Annotated in this window: 15 protein-coding genes and 1 pseudogene; 13 read left to right on the forward strand and 3 right to left on the reverse strand. The window is 36.1% G+C overall.

Annotation, left to right across the window (positions count from 1 at the left end; all coding sequences use genetic code 11):
* The first annotated feature begins 417 nt into the window (after positions 1–417).
* The 9 genes and pseudogenes from AC0JIQ_RS07795 to AC0JIQ_RS07835 all read left to right on the forward strand — a co-directional run bounded on the left by AC0JIQ_RS07795 (position 418) and on the right by AC0JIQ_RS07835 (position 13,133).
* Complete coding sequence (locus AC0JIQ_RS07795) at positions 418–1,479, forward strand: HlyD family secretion protein (RefSeq protein WP_474203176.1); 1,062 nt, start codon at positions 418–420, stop codon at positions 1,477–1,479.
* A gap of 25 nt (positions 1,480–1,504) precedes the next feature.
* A complete protein-coding gene (locus AC0JIQ_RS07800) occupies positions 1,505–3,052 on the forward strand; it encodes a DHA2 family efflux MFS transporter permease subunit (protein ID WP_474203177.1) in 1,548 nt (515 codons plus the stop codon).
* Positions 3,053–3,240: 188 nt separating this feature from the next.
* The gene (locus AC0JIQ_RS07805; RefSeq protein ID WP_171249123.1) at positions 3,241–4,029 is read left to right on the forward strand and encodes a hypothetical protein; all 789 of its coding nucleotides are present in this window, start codon (positions 3,241–3,243) and stop codon (positions 4,027–4,029) included.
* A complete protein-coding gene (locus tag AC0JIQ_RS07810; RefSeq protein WP_474203178.1) occupies positions 4,026–5,612 on the forward strand; it encodes a GH3 family acyl-acid amido synthetase in 1,587 nt (528 codons plus the stop codon). The genes AC0JIQ_RS07805 and AC0JIQ_RS07810 overlap by 4 nt, the downstream gene beginning before the upstream one ends.
* A complete protein-coding gene (locus AC0JIQ_RS07815) occupies positions 5,609–6,940 on the forward strand; it encodes a TolC family protein (protein ID WP_474203179.1) in 1,332 nt (443 codons plus the stop codon). The genes AC0JIQ_RS07810 and AC0JIQ_RS07815 overlap by 4 nt, the downstream gene beginning before the upstream one ends.
* Positions 6,940–8,106 (forward strand): hypothetical protein, encoded by a 1,167-nt coding sequence (locus tag AC0JIQ_RS07820; RefSeq protein ID WP_474203180.1) that lies wholly within the window; start codon positions 6,940–6,942, stop codon positions 8,104–8,106. The genes AC0JIQ_RS07815 and AC0JIQ_RS07820 overlap by 1 nt, the downstream gene beginning before the upstream one ends.
* A 219-nt stretch (positions 8,107–8,325) precedes the next feature.
* Complete coding sequence (locus tag AC0JIQ_RS07825) at positions 8,326–10,530, forward strand: OsmC domain/YcaO domain-containing protein (protein WP_474203181.1); 2,205 nt, start codon at positions 8,326–8,328, stop codon at positions 10,528–10,530.
* Between the two features lie 284 nt (positions 10,531–10,814).
* Positions 10,815–12,053 carry an NADH:flavin oxidoreductase/NADH oxidase family protein gene (locus AC0JIQ_RS07830; RefSeq protein ID WP_474203182.1) on the forward strand — a complete coding sequence of 413 codons (1,239 nt, stop codon included), beginning with the start codon at positions 10,815–10,817 and terminating at the stop codon, positions 12,051–12,053.
* A 12-nt stretch (positions 12,054–12,065) separates the two neighbouring features.
* Positions 12,066–13,133 (forward strand): annotated as a pseudogene (locus tag AC0JIQ_RS07835) (saccharopine dehydrogenase family protein).
* A gap of 262 nt (positions 13,134–13,395) precedes the next feature.
* Here AC0JIQ_RS07835 and AC0JIQ_RS07840 read toward each other — a convergent pair.
* The 3 genes from AC0JIQ_RS07840 to AC0JIQ_RS07850 all read right to left on the reverse strand — a co-directional run bounded on the left by AC0JIQ_RS07840 (position 13,396) and on the right by AC0JIQ_RS07850 (position 15,974).
* Positions 13,396–14,448 (reverse strand): acetoacetate decarboxylase family protein, encoded by a 1,053-nt coding sequence (locus AC0JIQ_RS07840; RefSeq protein ID WP_474203183.1) that lies wholly within the window; start codon positions 14,446–14,448, stop codon positions 13,396–13,398.
* 181 nt (positions 14,449–14,629) lie between these two features.
* Positions 14,630–15,436: a type 1 glutamine amidotransferase domain-containing protein gene (locus tag AC0JIQ_RS07845; RefSeq protein ID WP_474203184.1), complete on the reverse strand. Its 807-nt coding sequence runs from the start codon at positions 15,434–15,436 to the stop codon at positions 14,630–14,632.
* Positions 15,437–15,557: 121 nt separating this feature from the next.
* Positions 15,558–15,974 (reverse strand): MerR family transcriptional regulator, encoded by a 417-nt coding sequence (locus AC0JIQ_RS07850; protein WP_474203185.1) that lies wholly within the window; start codon positions 15,972–15,974, stop codon positions 15,558–15,560.
* 92 nt (positions 15,975–16,066) lie between these two features.
* Between AC0JIQ_RS07850 and AC0JIQ_RS07855 the strand changes: the two genes are divergently transcribed.
* The 4 genes from AC0JIQ_RS07855 (at position 16,067) to AC0JIQ_RS07870 (ending at position 21,256) form a co-directional block, all read left to right on the forward strand.
* Entirely contained in the window at positions 16,067–16,759 is a 693-nt protein-coding gene (locus AC0JIQ_RS07855) for a type 1 glutamine amidotransferase domain-containing protein (protein WP_474203186.1), read from the forward strand.
* 185 nt (positions 16,760–16,944) lie between these two features.
* Positions 16,945–19,131: a TonB-dependent siderophore receptor gene (locus AC0JIQ_RS07860; RefSeq protein ID WP_474203187.1), complete on the forward strand. Its 2,187-nt coding sequence runs from the start codon at positions 16,945–16,947 to the stop codon at positions 19,129–19,131.
* A 177-nt stretch (positions 19,132–19,308) separates the two neighbouring features.
* Positions 19,309–19,761 carry a hypothetical protein gene (locus AC0JIQ_RS07865; protein ID WP_474203188.1) on the forward strand — a complete coding sequence of 151 codons (453 nt, stop codon included), beginning with the start codon at positions 19,309–19,311 and terminating at the stop codon, positions 19,759–19,761.
* Between the two features lie 502 nt (positions 19,762–20,263).
* Positions 20,264–21,256, forward strand: a complete 993-nt coding sequence (locus tag AC0JIQ_RS07870; RefSeq protein ID WP_087535784.1) for a DUF1852 domain-containing protein — start codon at positions 20,264–20,266, stop codon at positions 21,254–21,256.
* The last annotated feature ends 25 nt before the right edge of the window (positions 21,257–21,281 follow it).

The raw sequence follows: 21,281 nt of genomic DNA on the forward strand, positions 1-21,281 counted from the left end.
CATAGTTACATTTTTATAACCGGTAAATATTACAAATTTCTAGTTATAAACATAGGAAAAATTCATGAAGAAAAAGAGTTCTAAATCAATTTTTTAAAATGTATTTAAATTTATTTTTCCATTAAATATCAAAACCATAGTTTATATTTTTTGAATTTCATATAGATTTATAACTGTAAAAATAAAAGTATAGATCTTTACTTTTATCATATTTTTGAGGTAAATATGATTGACATAAAAACACTTGTTCACTGAAATCGTGGTCAATGACATTTTATTACTCTAAGAATGATAATTTACGCCAATTTTATATTTATAGCGATTTGTTTAGTTGTTCTAAACAAAAGCTATGAAAAATTACCCATATAGACTTGGGTTAAAATAAAAACCTTAAATTACAAGTACATGGATTTAAATATGGATGCCTTGGTTCAGGTGGAAACAGAGATTAATTTCCAAGAGCGTAAGAAAGTAACTTGGATTGTTTTTAGTTTACTCACGTTATGCCTGTTAATAGGAATAATGTATTACTTATTTGTATTTCGGTTTTATCAATCAACTGATAATGCTTATGTGCAAGCCGATGTAACATGGGTAATGCCAAAAGTTTCAGGTGAAGTACTTGAATTAATGATTAGCGATAATCAAATGGTAAAGAAAGGAGAGCCTTTAGCCATTTTAGATCATCGTGATTATCAAGCGCGTTATGAGCAAGCACGTTCAGTTGTCAATTTAAAAGAAGCGGCATTAGCTGTTCAGCAACAAAATGAAAGGTCAGCACGTTCAACCATTACCGAAGCGACGAGTGGTGTGCTTGCAGCGGAAGCAGATTTATCTCGCTTAAAAAAGGATTTTTCTCGTTACCAAGATTTATTAAAAGATGGTGTTATCACGCGACAAAATTTTGAAGGTATTCAATCTCAGTATTTGGCAGCACAAGCTCAATTAACGAAGGCTCAGGCAACAGTTCATTCAGCACAAGCACAACTAGGAAGTATGCAAGCAAGTAGGGCACAACTCTTAGCTGATATTCAAAGTGCTCATGCCTCGCTAAATCTTTATCAAATTGATTTAAATTCAGCAAAAGTTATAAGTCCTGTCTCTGGGAAAATAGGCAGTCTTTCGATTCAAAAAGGATCACGTGTTTCACCACAAACCCGTTTGATGGCGATTATTCCTGAAAATAGTTTATATGTTCAGGCGAATTTTAAAGAAACACAGATTGAAAAAATGCATATTGGTCAATCTGTTAAGCTTAAAGTTGATGCTTACCCAAGTTTAACTTATACCGGAAAAATAGAGAGCTTTTCTCCAGCATCTGGTGCAACTTTTTCTTTGATGCCACCAGATAACGCAACAGGTAATTTTAATAAAGTTGTTCAACGTATACCTGTACGTATTTCTATAGATCCGACATCCCATGCAGAGCTGATAAAGCCCGGAATGTCTGTTAGTGCCACCGTGGACTTAAGAACATAATAATAAAGTCTTAAAGGTATAAAAAATGAATAAGCATAATGACGCTGAATGGAAATTTGCGCCAAAAGTCGCGTGGATCATTTTTGTCGCAATGATCTTTGGTAATTTCATGGCGATTCTTGACATTCAAATTGTTGCCAGCTCGTTGAATGAAGTACAGGCAGGAATGGGTGCGAGTCGCTATGAAGTGACATGGGTACAAACCGTTTATTTAATTGCAGAAATTATTGCGATTCCTATGTCCAGCATTGTCTCTCGCATTTTATCAACTCGTATTTATTACACACTCTGTGCAATTGGTTTCACCATTAGTTCGCTACTGTGTGCATTGGCTTGGAACTTAGAGAGCTTATTGGTTTTTAGAGCGATACAAGGTTTTATGGGCGGTGGCATGATTCCGACCTCAATGACTGCCTTATTTTTACTTTTTCCTGAAGTTAAACGTTCACTCCCATTGGTTGTATTTGGAATGGTGAGTACTTTGGGTCCCGCAATCGGTCCAACAATTGGGGGTTGGTTAACCAATAATTTTTCGTGGCATTGGATGTTTCTGATTAATATCATCCCAGGGATTATTATTGCCACAATTATTTTTTCAGGCCCAAATATTGATAAACCGAATCATGCTTTGATTAAAACGATGGATTGGTTCGCTTTAATTGGTATGGCGATGTTTTTAGGTGGTTTGGAATATTTCCTTGATGAAGGTGCACGTCATGACTGGTTTGTGGATATGGGAGTTAGAATTGCATTTGTTGTATGTATCACAGGTGGTTTTATCTTCTTCTCACGCAGTTTTACACAGCCAAAACCACTATTAGATTTAAGTGTATTTAAAAATAAAAACTTCACATTAAGCTCGATTATTACTTTTGTCATTGGAATGGCATTATATGGTTTAGGTTACATGATTCCTGTTTTTCTTGGGCAAGTAAGAGAGATGAATAGTAGCCAGATTGGTCATATTATGATGGTTACGGGTATTGTGATGTTTTTCTTTGCACCATTATTGGCATGGTTAATCCCAAATTTTGATACACGTAAAACAGTTTTTGTTGGAATGATTTTAGCTGGCTTTGGTGTTTGGTTAAATTCACATTTAAGTATTCAGAGTGATTACGACTTTATGTTTTGGCCACAGGTTTATCGTGGTATTGGCTTAATGATCTGCTTAATTGTTGTATCTCATTTAGCGATGAGTACATTACCAATTTCTAAAGTTGCAGATGCAAGTGGTATTTATAATCTTATGCGTAATATTGGTGGTGCAGTTGGATTAGCATTAATCAACTCATCACTTGATTGGCTAACTGCATTACATGTCACCCAGCTAAATCAATATATGACACCACAAAATTGGTTATTTATAGAACGATTAGATCAACTTACCGCTAAATATCAAGATATTGGAGCAGATGCTCAGCAAATAGCATTGAGTGTTATTTATCGAGACATTCATTATCAAGCACTTACATCAAGTTTTAATGATTTATTACGCATCCTTGCAATCATTATGGTGATTACCGCATTTCTTACAATTTTTATGGACAGGGCAAAAAAAATGAATATATAGATGAATTAAGCTAGAGGGTAAAATCATTTTTTAATGATTTAAAAAATAAAAAGGAAAATATTCAGCATTTGATTCCTTAAAACAAAAATCTATATGAATTTTATATTTCTTAATGAGATAGAGATATTCATATTCAAAATTTAATGGACTGACTTATGATTAATACAACGGCAAAAATTATTTCAATTTTGAATAATAAGGAAACAACTTATGGTCAATATATTGAAATGGAGAAAATTGATCTTGATAGACTAAAAGCGATGTACTCAATATATGAGCAATATTATGAGAACACTCAGTTTGAAATATTTGTAAATGATTTCAAAAAGAAAAGTGGCGCAATGCTGATTTTTAACTCTAAAACAGATGAAGTGGTTGGATTTTCTACAGTTGCTGTTCAACATTTTTATTTAAATGGTAAAGACTATACCGTTTTATTTAGTGGGGACACTGTAATTTTAAAAGAGTTTTGGGGAAACAGAACACTTCAGTCAACCATGTTGAAACTTATTATTAAACTCCGAGTTAAGTATCCATTCAATGAGTTTTACTGGTTGCTAATCTCGAAGGGTTATAAGACTTATTTATTATTGGCAAATAATTATTATGTTTATTATCCGCATGTTAATGGTGAAAATGAACATCTTTCGAATGTGATTGAGCATTATTGCGAAAACTTCTTTGGGGAGTATTACGATAAAGAGGTTGGATTATTAAACTTCGGCGATGATTATCAACCATTAAAAGGCGAAGTCGCACCAATTACCGAAGAAATGAGAATAACTAATCCTAAAATTGATTTTTTTGAAAGAAAAAATCCAACTTGGACGACAGGTACAGAATTACCGTGCATCGGTCGATTAGGTTGGAAAGACTTGGCTCGTTTCCCTGCGAGATTTATTACAAAGCCTGTAAGTAAAGGTAAACATGAAGCCATCAGGACTAACCGTAAAATAAGCAAGAGTATCTCAAAATGAAATATACAGAATGGCTTACTACGGGATCTCACTTTATTCTGAAGCGTTGGTGTAATTTGGCAGATCAACATTTTAGGAAAAATGCAATTGACTTAGAGACAGCTCAACGTCAAATATTGAACTCAATTTTGAAATCATCAAATCTTGCGCAAAAACAGAATATTTCAAGTTATGAGCAATTTATACAATATTTTTCTTCCTCACGTTATGCAGATTGGCGAGAGCAGATAAATCTATATCGTGATCAAAAATTATCACTTTCAAGCAGTAAACTGATTCGTTTTCAACCGACCAGTGGTTCAAGCGAACAAATTAAATTTATTCCTTATACCCAATTATTTTTAGATCAAATTGATCATGCAATCGCACCATGGTTAGCGAGTATGTATCGTAAATGTCCGCAATTACAGGGAGGTACACACTATTGGTCGGTTTCATGGTTACCTGAAAGTCAACGTGAAGTCTTAAAAGATAAAAATCTCAATGATGACAGTGCATTGTTAGGTATTGGCAAACGTATACTTTCTAAATTTACCCAAGCTGTTCCAAGTAATGTTGCCTTTGCTGCAAATGCTGATGATGCTTTATTTGCGACTTTATGCTATTTGGTCGCCAATCATAATTTGGCCATGATTTCTGTTTGGAGCCCAACATTTGCCTTGCAATTACTTGACCGTTTAGAAGCCATGCAAGATGAGATTGCTGAAGTTCTTGATAGTGGTTCATGGGGGGCACGCCAATCATATTTAGAACAAGTTAAAGCACCATTTAGTCCAAAAAGTGCAAAGCGTTTAATGAATGCTACACATGATCAGCAAATTGATTTTGAAAAATTATGGCCGAAATTGAGCTTGTTATCGAGCTGGGACACTGCTGGATCAAAAGATTGGGCTGAAAAACTACAACAGCGATTGCCATTTGTTCAGTTTGAAGGGAAAGGCCTTTGGGCTACAGAAGGTGTGGTCACTATTCCATATAATGGTCAGTATCCGTTGGCATATCAAAGCCATTTCTATGAATTTGAATACTTAGCGGGCGAAAATGAAGGGAAAATCATTCCGTCTTGGGAGCTCAAATTAGGTGATATTGTTAGCCCAATTATTACTTCAGGTAATGGATTACTACGATATTGTTTAGATGATTGCTTATTAGTCACAGGTTTCTTAGAACAGCTCCCTTGCTTTGAATTTCAAGGTCGTCGTTTTGGCGTGGATTTAGTCGGCGAAAAGCTTGCTCCAGAGACTGCACAACAGTTGTTATCTCATCTAAATGACACTGAATCTAAAGCAATTTCTCTGCTTGCTATAGATACACAGCAGCTCACAAAACCATTTTATTGTGTATTGTTTGAAGGAGATATTCATCACTCAGTTGATCATCAATATATTGATAATATTTTGCGTCAAAACTTCCATTACGAATTAGCGCGTAATCTAGGTCAACTTGATCAACCACAAATTCGTAAGGCAGATAATGGTTGGGCTGCTTATAAAAAATTGGTGATGTCTGATGGTTTAATTGAAGGAAATATCAAGCCAGAACCTTTAAAGAAAATTACTTTAAATAGTTTGGAACGGCTATGAATAAAGGAATAAATCAAATTAGACTTGAAAAAAGTAAATATCGATACTTAGTGTATTTAAGCCTGTGCTGCGCTGCCAGTTCAGTGAATGCGATGACTTTAGATGATGCGTTTTCTGCTAGTTTAATGCATGAAAGCCAATTAGAACTAAGTCGTTTAAGTGTTAATCAATCCACGGCAATACTTAATCAAGCAACTCAACGAGATGGACTCAAAGTCAATCTCGTTGGGCAATTGGATTATGAAAAAATAGAAACTCCGACCATGGTGATGTTCCCAACAGAAGGAAATCGTAAAGGTCGTAGTTTGCAACTTCAAATGGATTATCCAGTTTATACTTCTGGTCGACACCGTTTAGGTGTTGAAGTTGCGAAGAATCAGCTTTCAGCCCGCAATGAAGCGTTATCAGATCAACGATCAGAAACGATATTGAATACAGTGATGGTCTATACCGATGTACTCAAAAAGAAAGCGATTTTAGAGCTCAGAAAGAAAACCATGTCTAATTTGCAGCGTTCTTTGTATGAGTCTCAACGACGTTTTGATGTGGGCATGATCACACGCGCAGATTTGGCTCAAGTTTTGGCACAAGTCGCTCAGGGACAAGCAGATATTACTCAAGCACAATCCAATCTAACGATCAGTGAAGCGCAATTTTACCAAATCACAGGGTCAGCTCCTGATGGTTTGGTTGCAATCAATGAATTACCTAGCATTGCCAATAACGTCGATGAACTTTTATCAAAAACCAAAAATCATCCTGCTTTAATACAAGCCAAATTTGAAAAACAAGCTGCAGAAAAGCAATACGCTTTAACCAAAAGAGAACTTTGGCCGACAGTGATGCTCACCAGCAAATTAGGGGCTCAACATGAAGCAACCAATATCGGTTCTGAAAGTAATAATTATATGGTTGGTGTTCAGTTAAATGTACCGTTGTATGATGATGGACTCAATAGAGCAAATATTAATAAAGCTCAAGTCGATATTGAGCTTGCTAATCAGAAAATCAAAAGTCTGGAATTAGATTTGAATCAGCGTATCCGGACGACTTACGCACAACTTCAAACCATTCGTCAAAATAAAGATGCACTGCAAAATGCAATTGACGCAGCTTCAATCGCATTTGTTTATACGCGTAAAGAATTTGAACTGGGTACAAAAACAACATTTGATTTACTCAATACAGAACAGAAGTTATTGGATGTCCAAACTCAAAAAACGGTCAACCAACAAGATGAAGTTGTATTTGTATATCAATTACTAGATCAAATAGGAAGTTTGAATGATTTAGTGTCAACACCACATCATCAACAGGTTAATAATTAATGAACATGGATTTAGTACAACATCGCGACAATACCTTAATTACGCGAGAAGCTACACTTGAGGATGATCAAGGTTTAAGACAGCTTATCGCTGTTCCGATGACCACAAGGGGTGTTCAGATTAGCTTTCAACGTGAACCCAGTTATTTCAAAGCTTCTGACATTCTATACAGACATAAATTACATGTAGTTATTGAAGATAAAGAACAGCAGCGAAAAGTTGCATGTTATAGCAATGGTTATCGACCGTGTTATATCAATAGACAAATACAGAGTCTAAGATATGCCAGCGATCTACGTGTCGATCAAAACTATAGAGGAAAATCTTTGGTTAAGGCTTTAGGCGCTCATGTGAAAATCAGCATGTATGAGCCTAATTTTAGCCAAATGATTATTTTCAATGATAATCATGCAGCTCGAGCAGCAATGCAAACTGCGAAAACAGGTATGCCTGATTATTATGATGAAGGCTTTATCGAAACTTTAACGCTGACACATTTAGGAAACAAAAGAAAAATCAAAGCTTTCTTAAAGCGTATCACTCAAAATCCAGATGCATATCAAAACATTCAGTCTTGTGTCGCGCATGTAGAACACATTTCGGCAATGAATAACTTTATTGCCGAAATGTCGAATCATTATAATTTTATTCCTGCTTATAACTTCGAAGAATTAGCACAAGGCCATCCATACTTTTCAGGAATTAAACTTTCAGATTTTATCTTGTATTTTCAAGATAAAAAGCTCGTTGGCATGTTTGGTTTATGGGATCAGCATGGAATTAAGCAAACCAAAATTTTGGCTTACAGTCCAGTAATTCGTGCACTGCGACCTATTTATAATTTTTGTACATCTGTTACGAAAAGTATGTCTCTACCAAAATTAGGTGACTCAGTGAAATATCATGTATTACACACGTTACTATGTCACCCACAATCGCTTGTCTTACATCATCGTATGCTCGAAGATGCCTACAAACTATCAAGAAAAATAGGTATAGGTGTTATAAGTTTTACCTTATCTCATAAAGATCCACGCTATCAACTTAACTCATTCTATCAAGGTGAACGCCTAACAGGAATGCATGGTTTTATTAGTTTTGCTGGAGACCCTCGTGTAAATTTTGACAATAATTTGATTCCATACTTGGAAGTAGGGCGGATTTAATTGTTCATAAATAGGCTAGAAAAACAGACAAAAGTTATCAATTACATAAAATACTTCTATAATACCGCCCATTATGACTAGAGTCAGTTTTTTGTTCAGATGAATGAATGACTCTAGCTACTCTTTTTAAATCAATTTCTTATCCGCGATTCGGGTTATTGATCAATATTTGAAATTTTATGTGTCTGTGCTGACACATAAGAATATTTAGGTGCCAGCATGGAAATCAAGGTTAATTATCTCGACAATCTTCGACAAGAAGCCAAGTTCGATGATTTTACAGTTATCGCTGACCAACCCATTCGTTATAAAGGTGATGGTTCTGCACCGGGTCCATTTGACTACTTTTTAGCATCATCAGCATTATGTGCAGCTTATTTCGTTAAAGTATATTGTGCAGCTCGTGATATTCCGACAGATAATATTCGTTTGTCACAAAACAATATTGTTGATCCTGAAAACCGTTATAAACAAATTTTCAAAATTCAAGTTGAACTACCCGCTGATATTTCTGAAAAAGACCGTCAAGGCATCTTACGCTCTATTGATCGTTGTACCGTTAAAAAAGTAATTCAAACGGGTCCTGAGTTTATCATTGAAGAAGTTGAAAGTATTGATGCGGATGCACAAGCGCTGTTGATGCCAAGTCTGACTTCAGCAAGCAGCACTTATATCGCAGGGAAAGATTTACCACTAGAAGAAACCATTGCCAACATGTCTGGTATTTTGGCGAATCTAGGGATGAAAATCGAAATTGCATCTTGGCGTAATATTGTTCCAAATGTCTGGTCTTTACATATCCGTGATGCACAATCACCAATGTGCTTTACCAACGGAAAAGGTTCAACTAAAGAAAGTGCTTTGGCATCAGCTTTAGGTGAGTTCATTGAACGCTTGAACTGTAACTTTTTCTATAATGATCAGTTCTGGGGTGAAGAAATTGCCAATGCAGAATTTGTACATTATCCAGACGAAAAGTGGTTCAAACCGGGCCCGAAAGGTAAATTACCAAAAGAAATTTTGGATGAATATTGCCTTGAAATTTATAACCCAGATAATGAATTACTAGGTACGCATTTATATGATACCAACTCAGGAAATACAGAGCGGGGTATTTGTTCGTTGCCATTTGTGCGTCAGTCAGATCAGGAAGTTGTGTATTTTCCATCGAATCTGATTGAGAATTTGTACCTGAGTAATGGAATGAGTGCAGGTAATACTTTAGCCGAAGCACAAGTTCAATGTTTATCTGAGATTTTTGAGCGTGCTGTCAAACGTGAAATTTTAGAAGGTGAAATTGCTTTACCTGATGTACCTCAAGAAGTATTAGCAAAATACCCAAGTATTGTGGCGGGCATCCAAGGTTTAGAAGAACAAGGTTTTCCTGTTTTAGTGAAAGATGCTTCATTGGGCGGTGATTTCCCAGTGATGTGTGTGACACTGATGAACCCACGCACGGGAGGTGTTTTTGCCTCATTTGGCGCACATCCAAGCTTTGAAATTGCGTTGGAACGTAGCCTAACCGAACTCTTACAAGGGCGTAGTTTTGAAGGTTTAAATGATCTTCCTCAACCAACCTTCCAAAGTGAAGCAGTCACTGAACCAAATAATTTTGTTGAACACTTTATTGACTCAAGTGGCTTAGTTTCATGGCGTTTCTTTAGTGCAAAATCAGACTATGACTTTGTCGAGTGGGATTTCACCAATGATGGTGAAAACTCAAATGAAGAAGAAGCGGCTGAATTGTTTAGCATTTTGGAAGAAATGGGCAAAGAAGTATATATGGCTGTCTATGAGCATTTAGGTGCAACAGCATGTCGTATCTTAGTTCCAGATTATTCTGAAATTTATTTGGTCGAAGATTTAATTTGGGATAACACCAATAAAGCGTTGGCATTCCGTGAAGACATTTTAAATCTGCATCGTTTGGATCAAACTCAACTTGAAGCTTTGGTCGAACGTTTAGAAGAATGTGAATTAGATGACTATACTGAAATCGCGACCTTGATTGGCATTGAGTTTGATGACAATACCGTGTGGGGACAGTTGACTATTCTTGAGCTCAAACTATTGATCTATGTTGCATTAGAACAGTTTGAAGAAGCCAAGGAGCTAGTTGAAACCTTCTTACAATACAACACCAATACCGTTGAACGTGGATTATTCTATCAATGCATGAACGTAGTACTTGAAGTATTGCTCGATGATGAGATGGAATTAGAAGATTATGAAACGAATTTCCGTCGTATGTTTGGTAACGAACGTATGGATGCAGTCATCGGATCTGTAGAAGGAAATGTTCGTTTTTATGGTCTCACACCAACAAGTATGAAACTTGAAGGGCTTGATCGCCATTTACGTTTGATTGATAGCTATAAGAAATTGCATCAAGCGCGTGCAAAGGCTGTCGGAGTAGCGGTGTAAATACAAGCTAAACGTTGAACCTTTAAAAAGTGCGTGTTGATCATGCACTTTTTTATTGTAAAAGTATTAAGAATTTGTAATTTAATAAGAAATATTTTAAGAGAAAATAAAAGTTATCTTCAGATATATGTTAGTTGTTTTAAAAAAAGCATCGCTTCATAAGTTAGATCGTCTTTTAAATTTTCCTAATCCATAAAAATATGTGAATAAAGTGCCTAAAATGGGTTGACATTAAAGTTCACTTTAATCTTAAAGTAAAACCATACAAAATGAGGGCACAAGAAATGAATATGTTTGAAAGACTGGTTTTCCCAAATGGTTCTCGTATTCCAAACCGCATTGCAAAAGCAGCAATGGAAGAAAATATGGCTGATCTAAACCATGCGCCATCAGAAGCATTAATGCGTTTATATCAAGCATGGGCAGATGGCGGGGTTGGTTTGATCATTACTGGAAATGTGATGGTAGATCGTCGTGCCATGACTGGACCAGGTGGTGTGGTACTAGAAGATGAAAAATATTTAGACACCTTTAAACGTTGGGCACAAATTGGGCGCTCTAAAGGTGCTCAAGTTTGGCTGCAAATCAATCATCCCGGTCGACAAATGCAATCAAATTTGGGACAACAAACTTGGGCACCATCAGCTGTTGCATTAGATCTAGGCAAAATGTCTAATCGCTTCAATCTTCCGATTGAAATGACACAGGAGATGATTGAGGAGGTGATTCAACGTTTTGCCAATACTGCTCGTTTAGGTGAAAAAGCAGGATTTAATGGTGTGGAAATCCATGCAGCACATGGTTATTTACTCAGTCAGTTTTTATCACCACTAAGCAACAAACGCCAAGACCAATGGGGTGGTTCATTAGAAAATCGTGCGCGGATTTTGATTGAAATTGTAAAAGCAGTTAGGGCAGTCGTGTCAGAAAAATTTACGGTAGCCGTTAAATTGAATTCTGCCGATTTTCAGCGTGGTGGCTTCAGTGCAGAAGATGCTCAACAAGTAGTGAAAATGTTAAATGAATTACCCGTAGATTTGGTAGAACTTTCAGGCGGAAGTTACGAAGCACCTGCAATGCAAGGTCAAGCTAGAGATGGGCGAACCTTAGCTCGTGAAGCCTATTTTTTAGAGTTTGCCCAAGAGATTCGTAAAGTCGCGAAAATGCCAGTGATGGTAACAGGTGGAATTCGTCGAAAACAGATTGCGGAACAAGTAATTGAAAGTGGAGTAGATATGGTTGGAATAGCCACCGCTTTGGCAATCGACCCCAATTTACCGAATCAATGGAAACAAGGTCAAAATATTGCACCAGAGCTTAGACCTATTACTTGGGAAAATAAGACATTGGCTTCGCTTGCAAATATGGCGACAGTAAAATTCCAGTTGCGTAAACTGAGTTTAGGTAAAAAAACCAATTCCAAAGTTTCACCTCTATGGGCATTGATTTTACAGCAAGCTGCGATGGCATGTCGTACTCGCCAATATAAAAACAATATGCGTAATTATGTTGCGTATCAATAACAGAGATTTCATATGATAAATACGAATAATTTAAATTGGATGATATACGGCGCGAATGGTTATACGGGTGAGATAATTGCCTGAGAGGCTGTGCGACAAGGGCTAAAACCTATCTTGGCTGGACGCAATCAAGCGAAAGTGGCTGAATTAGCTCAGGAACTTGGTCTTGAATTTCGTGCCTTTGGACTAGATGAGGTTACTCAGAGCAGCAAACAGTTAGAGGGGCTGCATCTAGTTATGCATTGTGCAGAGCCTTTCTCATCGACGTCAAAGCCGATTATGCAGGCATGTATTAATGCTGGTGCGCACTATTTAGATATTACAGGTGAGATTTCTGTTTTTGAACTGGCACAGTCTTTCGATGCTCAAGCACAGCAAGCAAATATTGTGCTCTGTCCAGGTGTTGGATTTGATGTTATTCCAACAGATTGTGTCGCAGCTGCGCTGAAAGAAGCTTTACCTGATGCAACTCATTTGGCATTGGGTTTTGATTCTAAAACAGGGCTTTCCCCCGGAACTGCAAAAACCAGTACCGAGGGTATGGCTGATGGCGGAAAAATCCGTAAAAATGGAAAAATCATTACAGTACCTTTAGCACATCATGTACGCCATATTGATTTTGGTGATGGTCAAAAGAGTGCGATGAGTGTACCTTGGGGCGATGTGGCTACGGCATTTTATACGACAGGAATTGCTAATATTGAAGTGTTTGTACCTGCATCCCCAAAAGTAATTTTTGGTGCAAAAATATTGAATAGCTTGCGTCCGCTATTAAAACTTCAAGTCATGCAAAAAATGATGAAATCTATAATTGGAAAATCAGTTGTTGGGCCTAATGCGGAGCTACGTGCCAAGCTCCCAACCTATGTATGGGGTGAGGCTAGAAATGCTCTAGGAGAGGTCAAAACAGCACGAATTCAAACTGAAAATGCTTATAGCTTAACGATGAATGGTGCGCTGACCGTCGTTCGTTATTTACTTGAACAAAAAGTGAAAGGTGGAACATATACGCCAGCCAAATTGATGGGTTATCAGCTCGTAACCCAAATTAATGGTTCAGGTGCATTGATTATTACTTAAATAAAGTTATTTAATTTCCTAGCCAGAAACATATTCTAAATATGATTCTGGCTTTTCTATTACATTTTTAAACTTAATTTAAAATATGAAATCATAGGGATGTTTATATAAATTTTATTTTAGATATTTTTTATTTAGTAATTGGATTTAATTCAGTCTAACTAAGATTGAAATAATAGATGGATAATCCTTAAATTTTAAGAGAAATATTTATGATTAATATAAAAGACATTCTCAGATGAGAATGTCTTTCGTGAAGGATTTATTTTTTAGTCTTATCTTTTATTTTATCTAAAGATTGCATCGGAATAGGCATATTCAGCGCCAATTGAGCATCTTTGACGACATCTAAACGTAGTACTTTGTTTGCACCTAGCTCATCTAGCAATTTGCTGAGAGGACCACCACTACGAACTAGCTCTACATTTTTAGGAAATAACTTTTGACCAAAAGCCAATGTATTTGATTGCACAGAAGTTTGATGCCATTGACCATCGACTTGATTAAACATCGTTTTGGTTTCGATGCGTGATTGAGGTTTGACGTTCTTAATGATTGGCAGCGGTGCAGTTAAGCTGAGATCAGGTTTTCCATTTGTATTATAAATATGTGCTTGAACTTGTTGATGATCAATTTTCATGTCGATGAGTGTCAACCATTTTGGCAACTGATATCCATACACACCACGCACACGTGCAATCTCTGTATCCACTGGTAAGGCAAGTACATAACCATAATAATTATGCGTTCTCATTGAGCTTAATAATTCAGTTGAATGGAAGTAATGAGCTTTGGGTTGACGAACAACGATCGCAACAGAAACCTCGTCATAAGGATCAACATCGCCAACCGCATATGAAAAGAAAGTCAGCGAAACTAAACCATAACCAGGGAATGGTTGTAAAGGCTCAAGTGGAGATGGTAGTTTTGCTTTTAATTTATTTATAGGTGCTAACATGAGGAGTTGTACATTACTGGTACGGTAATAAAAATTTGGAGACCAAACTTTTCCCACTCTTGTTTCAACTAGTTTTTTAGGAATAGTTCTAAAGTAATCAATATTTCCCGCAGCTGGGTCTTTTGCAACTTCATCTAAATTAGGATTCATGCGAAAACGATCATAATAACCACCTTTAGGTACATTGACTTTATATGGGCCAAATTCGACGACTGTAGTGGATTGCGTATTATTGCTCATTGTCTGTGCTACCGTGCTAGGGGTTAAATTATTTTCTGCTGCTTGAGTAGAAATACCTAGAAATAGGCTGATTGATATTGCAGTAATAGAACGATTTAAATGATTAAGATGAAACATGATCATATGACTCCTATAGATCTCACTGAAATGCTAAGATTAAAGTAAGGTTTAAGGTCAAGCTTATTTTTAATAAAAATGAGAAAAATTAAAATTAAAAACTTTAAAAATAAAATATTTGACACAACTAATCAAAAAACCAGATTTCCTGAATCTGGTTTTTAAATATCAATATGAAAACTTAATTTAAACTTTTTAATTTTTTTACGACGGCTTCAGCAATAGCTTTACTCGATTGAGGATTTTGTCCAGTAATGATTCGATCATCTGAAATGATATAAGAATTAAAAGGCAGGAAAGCGCGTTTATATTTTGCACCACGATCAATTAATCTATTTTGCAAGGAAAAAGGGACTTGGGATTTGATTCCTGAAAGTGTTTCTTCAATATTGGCGAAACCTGTTACTGTTTTCCCAGCAATCAGAGGTCTGCCATTTTCATCTTGTAACGGCAATAATCCACCAACCCCATGACAAACAGCAGAAACAATGCCACCTTGTTGATAAATCTTTTCACTAATATTTTTCAGCTCTTTATTGTTGGGAAAGTCCCACATCGTGCCATGACCACCCGTATAATAAATCGCCTTATAATTTTGCGGTTCAGTTGTATTTGGTGCCAATGTTGTTTTCAGACGTTGCATAAATCGAGGATCGGCTAAGTGAGCTTTAGCGGCACGATCTAAATAAATAGATTTCAAACTACGTTCATCCAAAGGAACAGCACCACCTTGTGGACTGACAAAATCCATGTCATAGCCAGCAGCCTCGGCAACATCATAAAAATGGGTGAGTTCAGTGAACCATAATCCTGTTTTATCTGTTCGTGTTGGATAAGTCGCATGATTGGTCATCACCACCAGAATTTTTCCATTCTGTTTTGTCTGATGAAGTTGAGACGCTGTTTCAGATGAATATGCATAATTACTTGCAAAAATAACTGTAAAAATAGGAATTAACCCTTTGTGGATATTCCAAGCTTTGAACATGACAGGTTCCTCAAGAATTACCTGAGTCCAATGCTATGCTTAAAGTGAGGTTTAAGGTCAAGCTGTTTGTACAGCAGATTATCATGACATTTGAATTGGCTAAATATACAGCCGATATAACTTATTCATTTTTATCATTTTCATAATATAGATTGAGTAACCGGTTGGCATTTTCTGCACAAGTAATTTCATCGGGTTTATTGTTGATTGCAAAAATCATCATTTTTAGGTTTTGTTTACTTGTTGCTAGTTTTTGTTCTAATTCCTCAATGTCTTTAATTTTACTTTCTAAAATGCTTATAAGTGTATCATGATCCCAATTTGCCGCATTTGATGGCAAAAATGCTTTAATTTCTGTAAGCGAAAAACCAACTTGTTGAGCTTGCTGAATTAAAAAAAGCTGTTTGAGGTCATCCTCACTATACTCTCGATAACCATTCGATTTGCGTTTTGCCTTAGGCAACAGTTTGATTTGTTCATAATAACGAATCGTCGGTGTAGTTAAACCGCTCTGTTTTGATAATTCGCTAATATTCATTTTACTGATTTCCTCTTGACATTAAAGTTAACTTTAGACTTATAGTGATGCAAAAGCAAGATTAAAAAATAATGCTAAAGCAGAGGTAAGATATGTCAAAACGTATATTGCACGTTGTCACTAATATTGCTCAATATGAAGGAATTGATCAGCCTACAGGTCTATGGTTAGGTGAGCTGACACATGCTTATGATGAGTTTGAAAAACAAAATTATATTCAAGATATTGTTAGCCCTCTGGGAGGCAAGTCTCCGATTGAACCAAAATCACTAGGACTTTTTGTTGCTGATCAATCTGTTTTGAAAAGAAAAAATGATCAAACATTTATGCAACTGCTCGAAAATACTAAAAAACCATCTGAAATCAATTGGGAAGACTATGATGTAATTTATTACACGGGTGGGCACGGCGTAATGTGGGATTTTTTAAATAATGCCGAACTTCAAGAAATGACCAGAAACATTTATGAAAAAGGTGGCATAGTTTCTAGTGTATGTCATGGTTATTGTGGGCTATTGAATGTTCGCCTTTCGGATGATAAATATCTAATAAAAGATAAAAAAATAACTGGTTTTGCATGGAGCGAAGAGATATTTGCGGGCGTCGCAAAAAAAGTACCTTACATTGCTGAACAGGTAGCGAAACAACATGGGGCAATTTACTCTAAAAAATTCATTCCTTTTGCACCCTATGTGGTTCAGGATGGCAACTTGATTACTGGTCAAAATCCATTTTCTGCTCGTCAAACAGCCCAAATGATTATTGAAAACTTATTAAAGCAGTAAATGTTCAAAGCGAGATTTTAAAAGCGATTTTGATCAAAAGCTCCGTTTATGCCTAAAGCATTCGGAGCTTTTAAAAATATTAGATAGATGGTGGAAAACATACTTGTTCAATTATGGAAAATTGTGAATACTCATGCCCGAAAAATTCAGGCTATAAGATTATTTCTTGGGGTTAGGCAACTACTGTGAAAACATATCCATTTACATTTTCTCGTTTACACAAGGCATTACTGGCAGTTGGTTCATTTTCGTACCTAGGGTTAAGTTCAGTATTGGTTCATGCTGAAGATGAAAATAAAGTATCCAGATTAGAAACAATCACAGTAAAAGCCCAAGCAGCAGAAAATGTATATTTTCAACCCAAGGTAAATCTGTCTGGTTTCACACAACAGAATATCGCTGAGATTCCTGCATCTATTCACACTGTAACGGCTGAGCGAATTGCCGACCAACATGCAAAAACCGTAACGGATGTTGTGAAAAATGATGCCTCTGTGGGTGATGGTTACGCCCCAATTGGTTATTACTCAAATTTCATCATGCGCGGTTTTGCCTTAAACCTCGGTTCGAGCTATTTACTGAATGGTAACTTGCTGCGCGGTGAGCAAAATGTCGCGCTTGAAAACAAAGAACAAGTGGAGATTCTGAAGGGTATCAGTGCTATTCAAAGTGGAATGTCAACACCTGCGGGTGTCGTTAATTATGTAAGTAAACGTCCTAAAGATATCCGTTCAATGACTATTGATGCAGATAGTCATGGTGGTAATGTTATCGCAGCGGATGTTGGCGGATTTTTAGGAACAGAGCAGCAGTTTGGTTATCGAATGAATTTGGCGCATGAGGATATTCATCCGCATGTAGAAAATGCCAATGGTAAACGCTTATTTGGTTCTTTGGCATTAGACTGGAATATATCAGATCGTTCAAAATTAGAATTTGATATTGAATCACAGCGTCAACGTCAGCGTTCAGTACCAGGTTATCAATTACTTGATGGTAAAACAGTACCCACTGACGTGGAGTGGGATCGTTTACTTGGCTATCAAAGTTGGAGCCAACCTGTCATCAATCAAAGTTTAAATACGAGCTTAAAATATAATTACCAAATCAATAAAGATTGGTCAGCAAATCTAAGTGCTTCTCAAAGTCGTGTTGTGGTGGATGATTATTCTGCCTTTCCATGGGGCTGTTATAGTGATATTTGTCAAACCAAAGGAAGCTCTTTTGACGAAAATGGCAACTATGATATTTATGATTTCCGCAGCCCTGATGATAGTTACCTGACCAATCAGTTTAAAGCAGGACTAAATGGTCAATTCAGTACTGGTATATGGCAACATAAGTTGAGTTTAGAGTTATCCCAGTCTTATAAACAGCATGTACAATATAATGCTATTTTTCAGCTAGCATCGGAAAACCCTCAATCTACTGGAAATATTTATGATGATTCTGTGACTTATGTACAGAGTGAAAAAACTCTAGGAAAACATTACAAATCTTTAAACAGTCAGCAAACCGCATTAAATCTACTCGATCAAGTTAAATTTAATAATACTTGGTCAGCTCTAGTTGGTGGAAAATTACTTCATTTAAATGAAGATGCTTATAATGCTGAGGGAAGCAATATCCGCAAGACCAATTTTAATCGTTTCTTACCGCAATTTGCTGTGATGTATCAACTTTGGGAAACGGCTCATGTCTATGTATCTTATGCCAAAGGTTTAAGTGATGGAGGGCAAGCACCATCATATGCTAATAATCCACTTACTATATTAGCACCTAAACATTCAACTCAATATGAGTGGGGCTTTAAGCAGCAGTGGCAAGATTTACTTTTTACTGCGGCATTATTTGATTTAAAACAAGATAACCAATATACCAATACTTCAAATGATTTCGTAAAAGATGGTGAACAACATAACCTTGGTTTGGAACTTGGTCTGCAAGGACGTCTTGTTCAAAATTTAGATGTGACATCGACTATGGCGCTCACACGTTCACGCTTAAAAGACATACAGTCATCTGAATATCAAGGTCATCAAACTCAAAATGTACCGACTGTACGTTTGGCGAGTAATATTTCATATCAAGTCCCTCAAGTTGAAGGATTACGTTTACTTGCTGGTATACAATACAGTAGCAGTAAATATGCAAATAAATCAGCTACAGTAAAAGTGCCGAGCTATACCTTATTTAACTTGGGTTCAGCCTATAACTTCCGCGCTTATGGCTATGAAAACACACTGAGATTTAATGTTGATAATGTGTTTAATAAAAAATACTGGCGAGATGTAGGAAGCTTCTTCGGCGATGATTATTTATTTTTAGGCACACCGCGTACTGCAAAATTTTCATGGACTGTGAATTTTTAAATAAGAATTCAATAATATGTAAAGATCACCTATGTGCCTTGCTCCTCTGAATAGTTGATCTTTACACTAAAATAAAATTAAACAATCAAGCTACACATCATTAAAAAATAGTAATGCTAGAATGACCTCATAAAAATCATGTATCAATCCATTTATCATCTAAAAGGCTAATTAAATATGAATAAAATTCTACTTAGCGTATGTCTTGCTGTAAGCACTTTTTATACGATGAATTCAGCCTATGCAATAGATGCAAAATATAGAGCGAAGTTAGAACGATCTGGTTGTACTCAAGTATCAGAGTTACAAGGTTGTGATGTTAATAAATCTAAAACCGAGAATAGCAAAGCAGGATTTGGAACTGATAAATCAATTATTTCAAATGCTTATGCAGGAAAATGGATCGCAAAAAATTCAAACACTGGGCAAACTGTATCGAATATTCGTGTTGATAATAAAGAAAATGTTTGGATTGATGGGCAAAAAGTTAAATCGAAGCGAAGTGATGGAGGATTAACTTTCAGAAAGGGCTTTATAAGCTATAAATTAGAAGGTGATCCAACGCAACAAGATAAAAGCTATTGGACTGATTCAGATGCTAAAACATCAGGCCCAATTGTTAGGAAGTAATTATTTTCCATCAGAATATCTAATGTAATGGGCTGCTGATTCTATTTTAGCAGCTCATTTATCTATAAAAACTTGCAGGATTCAAAGTTTCATTTTTCCGACTACATGAAAATAGTGGGAGGAGAATATGGAATGATGACTATATTTTGATTTTTTTATCCAAATATTACAGCCCAAAAAATAGATTTATGTTTTGGGTGGCTTAATCATTTTATATTTTTTGGACATTACGTTTTCATTTCCATTTTACTTCGGAATATAAATTTAAAAATATAAATCAATATTTTTCATTAGCTTATGTTTAAGCTACTTGTTCTAATTGCAAAATAAAATCTAATAATTTTCCATTCTTAATTTCTAATCATGATAGCGCATCTTAGTAACATGAATTTTACTCATCATGGAGTTAGATTAAATCATTTTTATTCATGTGATGATTCGAGTATAAATTACAACATAAAGAAGTTTACGGTTTATCGCAAAAATTAGGATACCAATCATCATGAGTAAAGAGTTTGCATGTTCAATTAAACGCATTCGTTTTGATGAAAACTATCAACCAGCGGATAGCACACGTCTAACGACTAATTTTGCCAACTTGGCGCGTGGTGAAAGTCGTGAGCAGAATCTTCGTAATACACTTCGAATGATTAATAATCGTTTCAATGCTTTAGCACAAACTGATAATCCGAATGGTGACCGTTATTCACTTGAAATTGATATCATTTCTGCAGATTTAGATATTGAAGGTAATGGTAAAACTTTTCCAATCATTGAAATGTTGAAAAGCACCATTACAGATCATCATACCAATCAACGTATTGAAGGCATGATTGGCAATAGTTTCTCGTCTTATGTACGTGATTATGATTTTAGTGTGGTGCTGAAAGAACACAATAAAGAAAACTCAACTTCGTATGCACCCGAAGGTTTCGGTGATTTACACGGTAAACTTTATCAATATTTAGTAAATTCAGATACTTTTAAGGCTGAATTTAATCAACAACCTGTCATTTGTTTAAGTGTTTCAACAGCGAGGACTTATCAGCGTACTGTTAATGAGCATCCAGTTTTAGGTGTTGAATATAAGCAAGATCAATATTCACGTACAGATGAATATTTCCATAAAATGGGCTTACAGGTTCGCTTCTTTATGCCGAAAGGAAGTGTTGCACCTTTAGCATTCTATTTTGCGGGTGATTTATTACGTGATTACACCGATTTTGAACTGATTAGTGCAATTAGTACGATGGAAACTTTCCAAAAGATCTACCGTCCTGAAATTTACAATGCAAATTCTTCAGCAGCACAAGTGTATCAGGCAAGTTTAGAGTACCCAGATTACTCCTTAACACGAATTGTTTACGACCGTGTAGAGCGTGGTCAATTGGCAGTAAAACAAGGTAAATGGACGGAAGAAAACTTTATCAAACCTTATCAAAACATCCTTGAACAATGGGCTGCCAATTACACCGTACAAAGTAACGCTGCTTAATTTACCTGAAATAGAGATAGAAGAT

The sequence above is a fragment of the Acinetobacter sp. FB genome, from assembly GCF_056033405.1.

What these genes read in the sequence shown, in the direction of transcription:
- AC0JIQ_RS07795 (WP_474203176.1), top strand. Translation starts at nt 418, where the DNA reads ATGGATGCCTTGGTTCAGGTGGAAACAGAGATTAATTTCCAAGAGCGT.
- AC0JIQ_RS07800 (WP_474203177.1), top strand. Translation starts at nt 1,505, where the DNA reads ATGAATAAGCATAATGACGCTGAATGGAAATTTGCGCCAAAAGTCGCG.
- AC0JIQ_RS07810 (WP_474203178.1), top strand. Translation starts at nt 4,026, where the DNA reads ATGAAATATACAGAATGGCTTACTACGGGATCTCACTTTATTCTGAAG.
- AC0JIQ_RS07815 (WP_474203179.1), top strand. Translation starts at nt 5,609, where the DNA reads ATGAATAAAGGAATAAATCAAATTAGACTTGAAAAAAGTAAATATCGA.
- AC0JIQ_RS07820 (WP_474203180.1), top strand. Translation starts at nt 6,940, where the DNA reads ATGAACATGGATTTAGTACAACATCGCGACAATACCTTAATTACGCGA.
- AC0JIQ_RS07825 (WP_474203181.1), top strand. Translation starts at nt 8,326, where the DNA reads ATGGAAATCAAGGTTAATTATCTCGACAATCTTCGACAAGAAGCCAAG.
- AC0JIQ_RS07830 (WP_474203182.1), top strand. Translation starts at nt 10,815, where the DNA reads ATGAATATGTTTGAAAGACTGGTTTTCCCAAATGGTTCTCGTATTCCA.
- AC0JIQ_RS07840 (WP_474203183.1), bottom strand. Translation starts at nt 14,448, where the DNA reads ATGTTTCATCTTAATCATTTAAATCGTTCTATTACTGCAATATCAATC.
- AC0JIQ_RS07845 (WP_474203184.1), bottom strand. Translation starts at nt 15,436, where the DNA reads ATGTTCAAAGCTTGGAATATCCACAAAGGGTTAATTCCTATTTTTACA.
- AC0JIQ_RS07850 (WP_474203185.1), bottom strand. Translation starts at nt 15,974, where the DNA reads ATGAATATTAGCGAATTATCAAAACAGAGCGGTTTAACTACACCGACG.
- AC0JIQ_RS07855 (WP_474203186.1), top strand. Translation starts at nt 16,067, where the DNA reads ATGTCAAAACGTATATTGCACGTTGTCACTAATATTGCTCAATATGAA.
- AC0JIQ_RS07865 (WP_474203188.1), top strand. Translation starts at nt 19,309, where the DNA reads ATGAATAAAATTCTACTTAGCGTATGTCTTGCTGTAAGCACTTTTTAT.
- AC0JIQ_RS07870 (WP_087535784.1), top strand. Translation starts at nt 20,264, where the DNA reads ATGAGTAAAGAGTTTGCATGTTCAATTAAACGCATTCGTTTTGATGAA.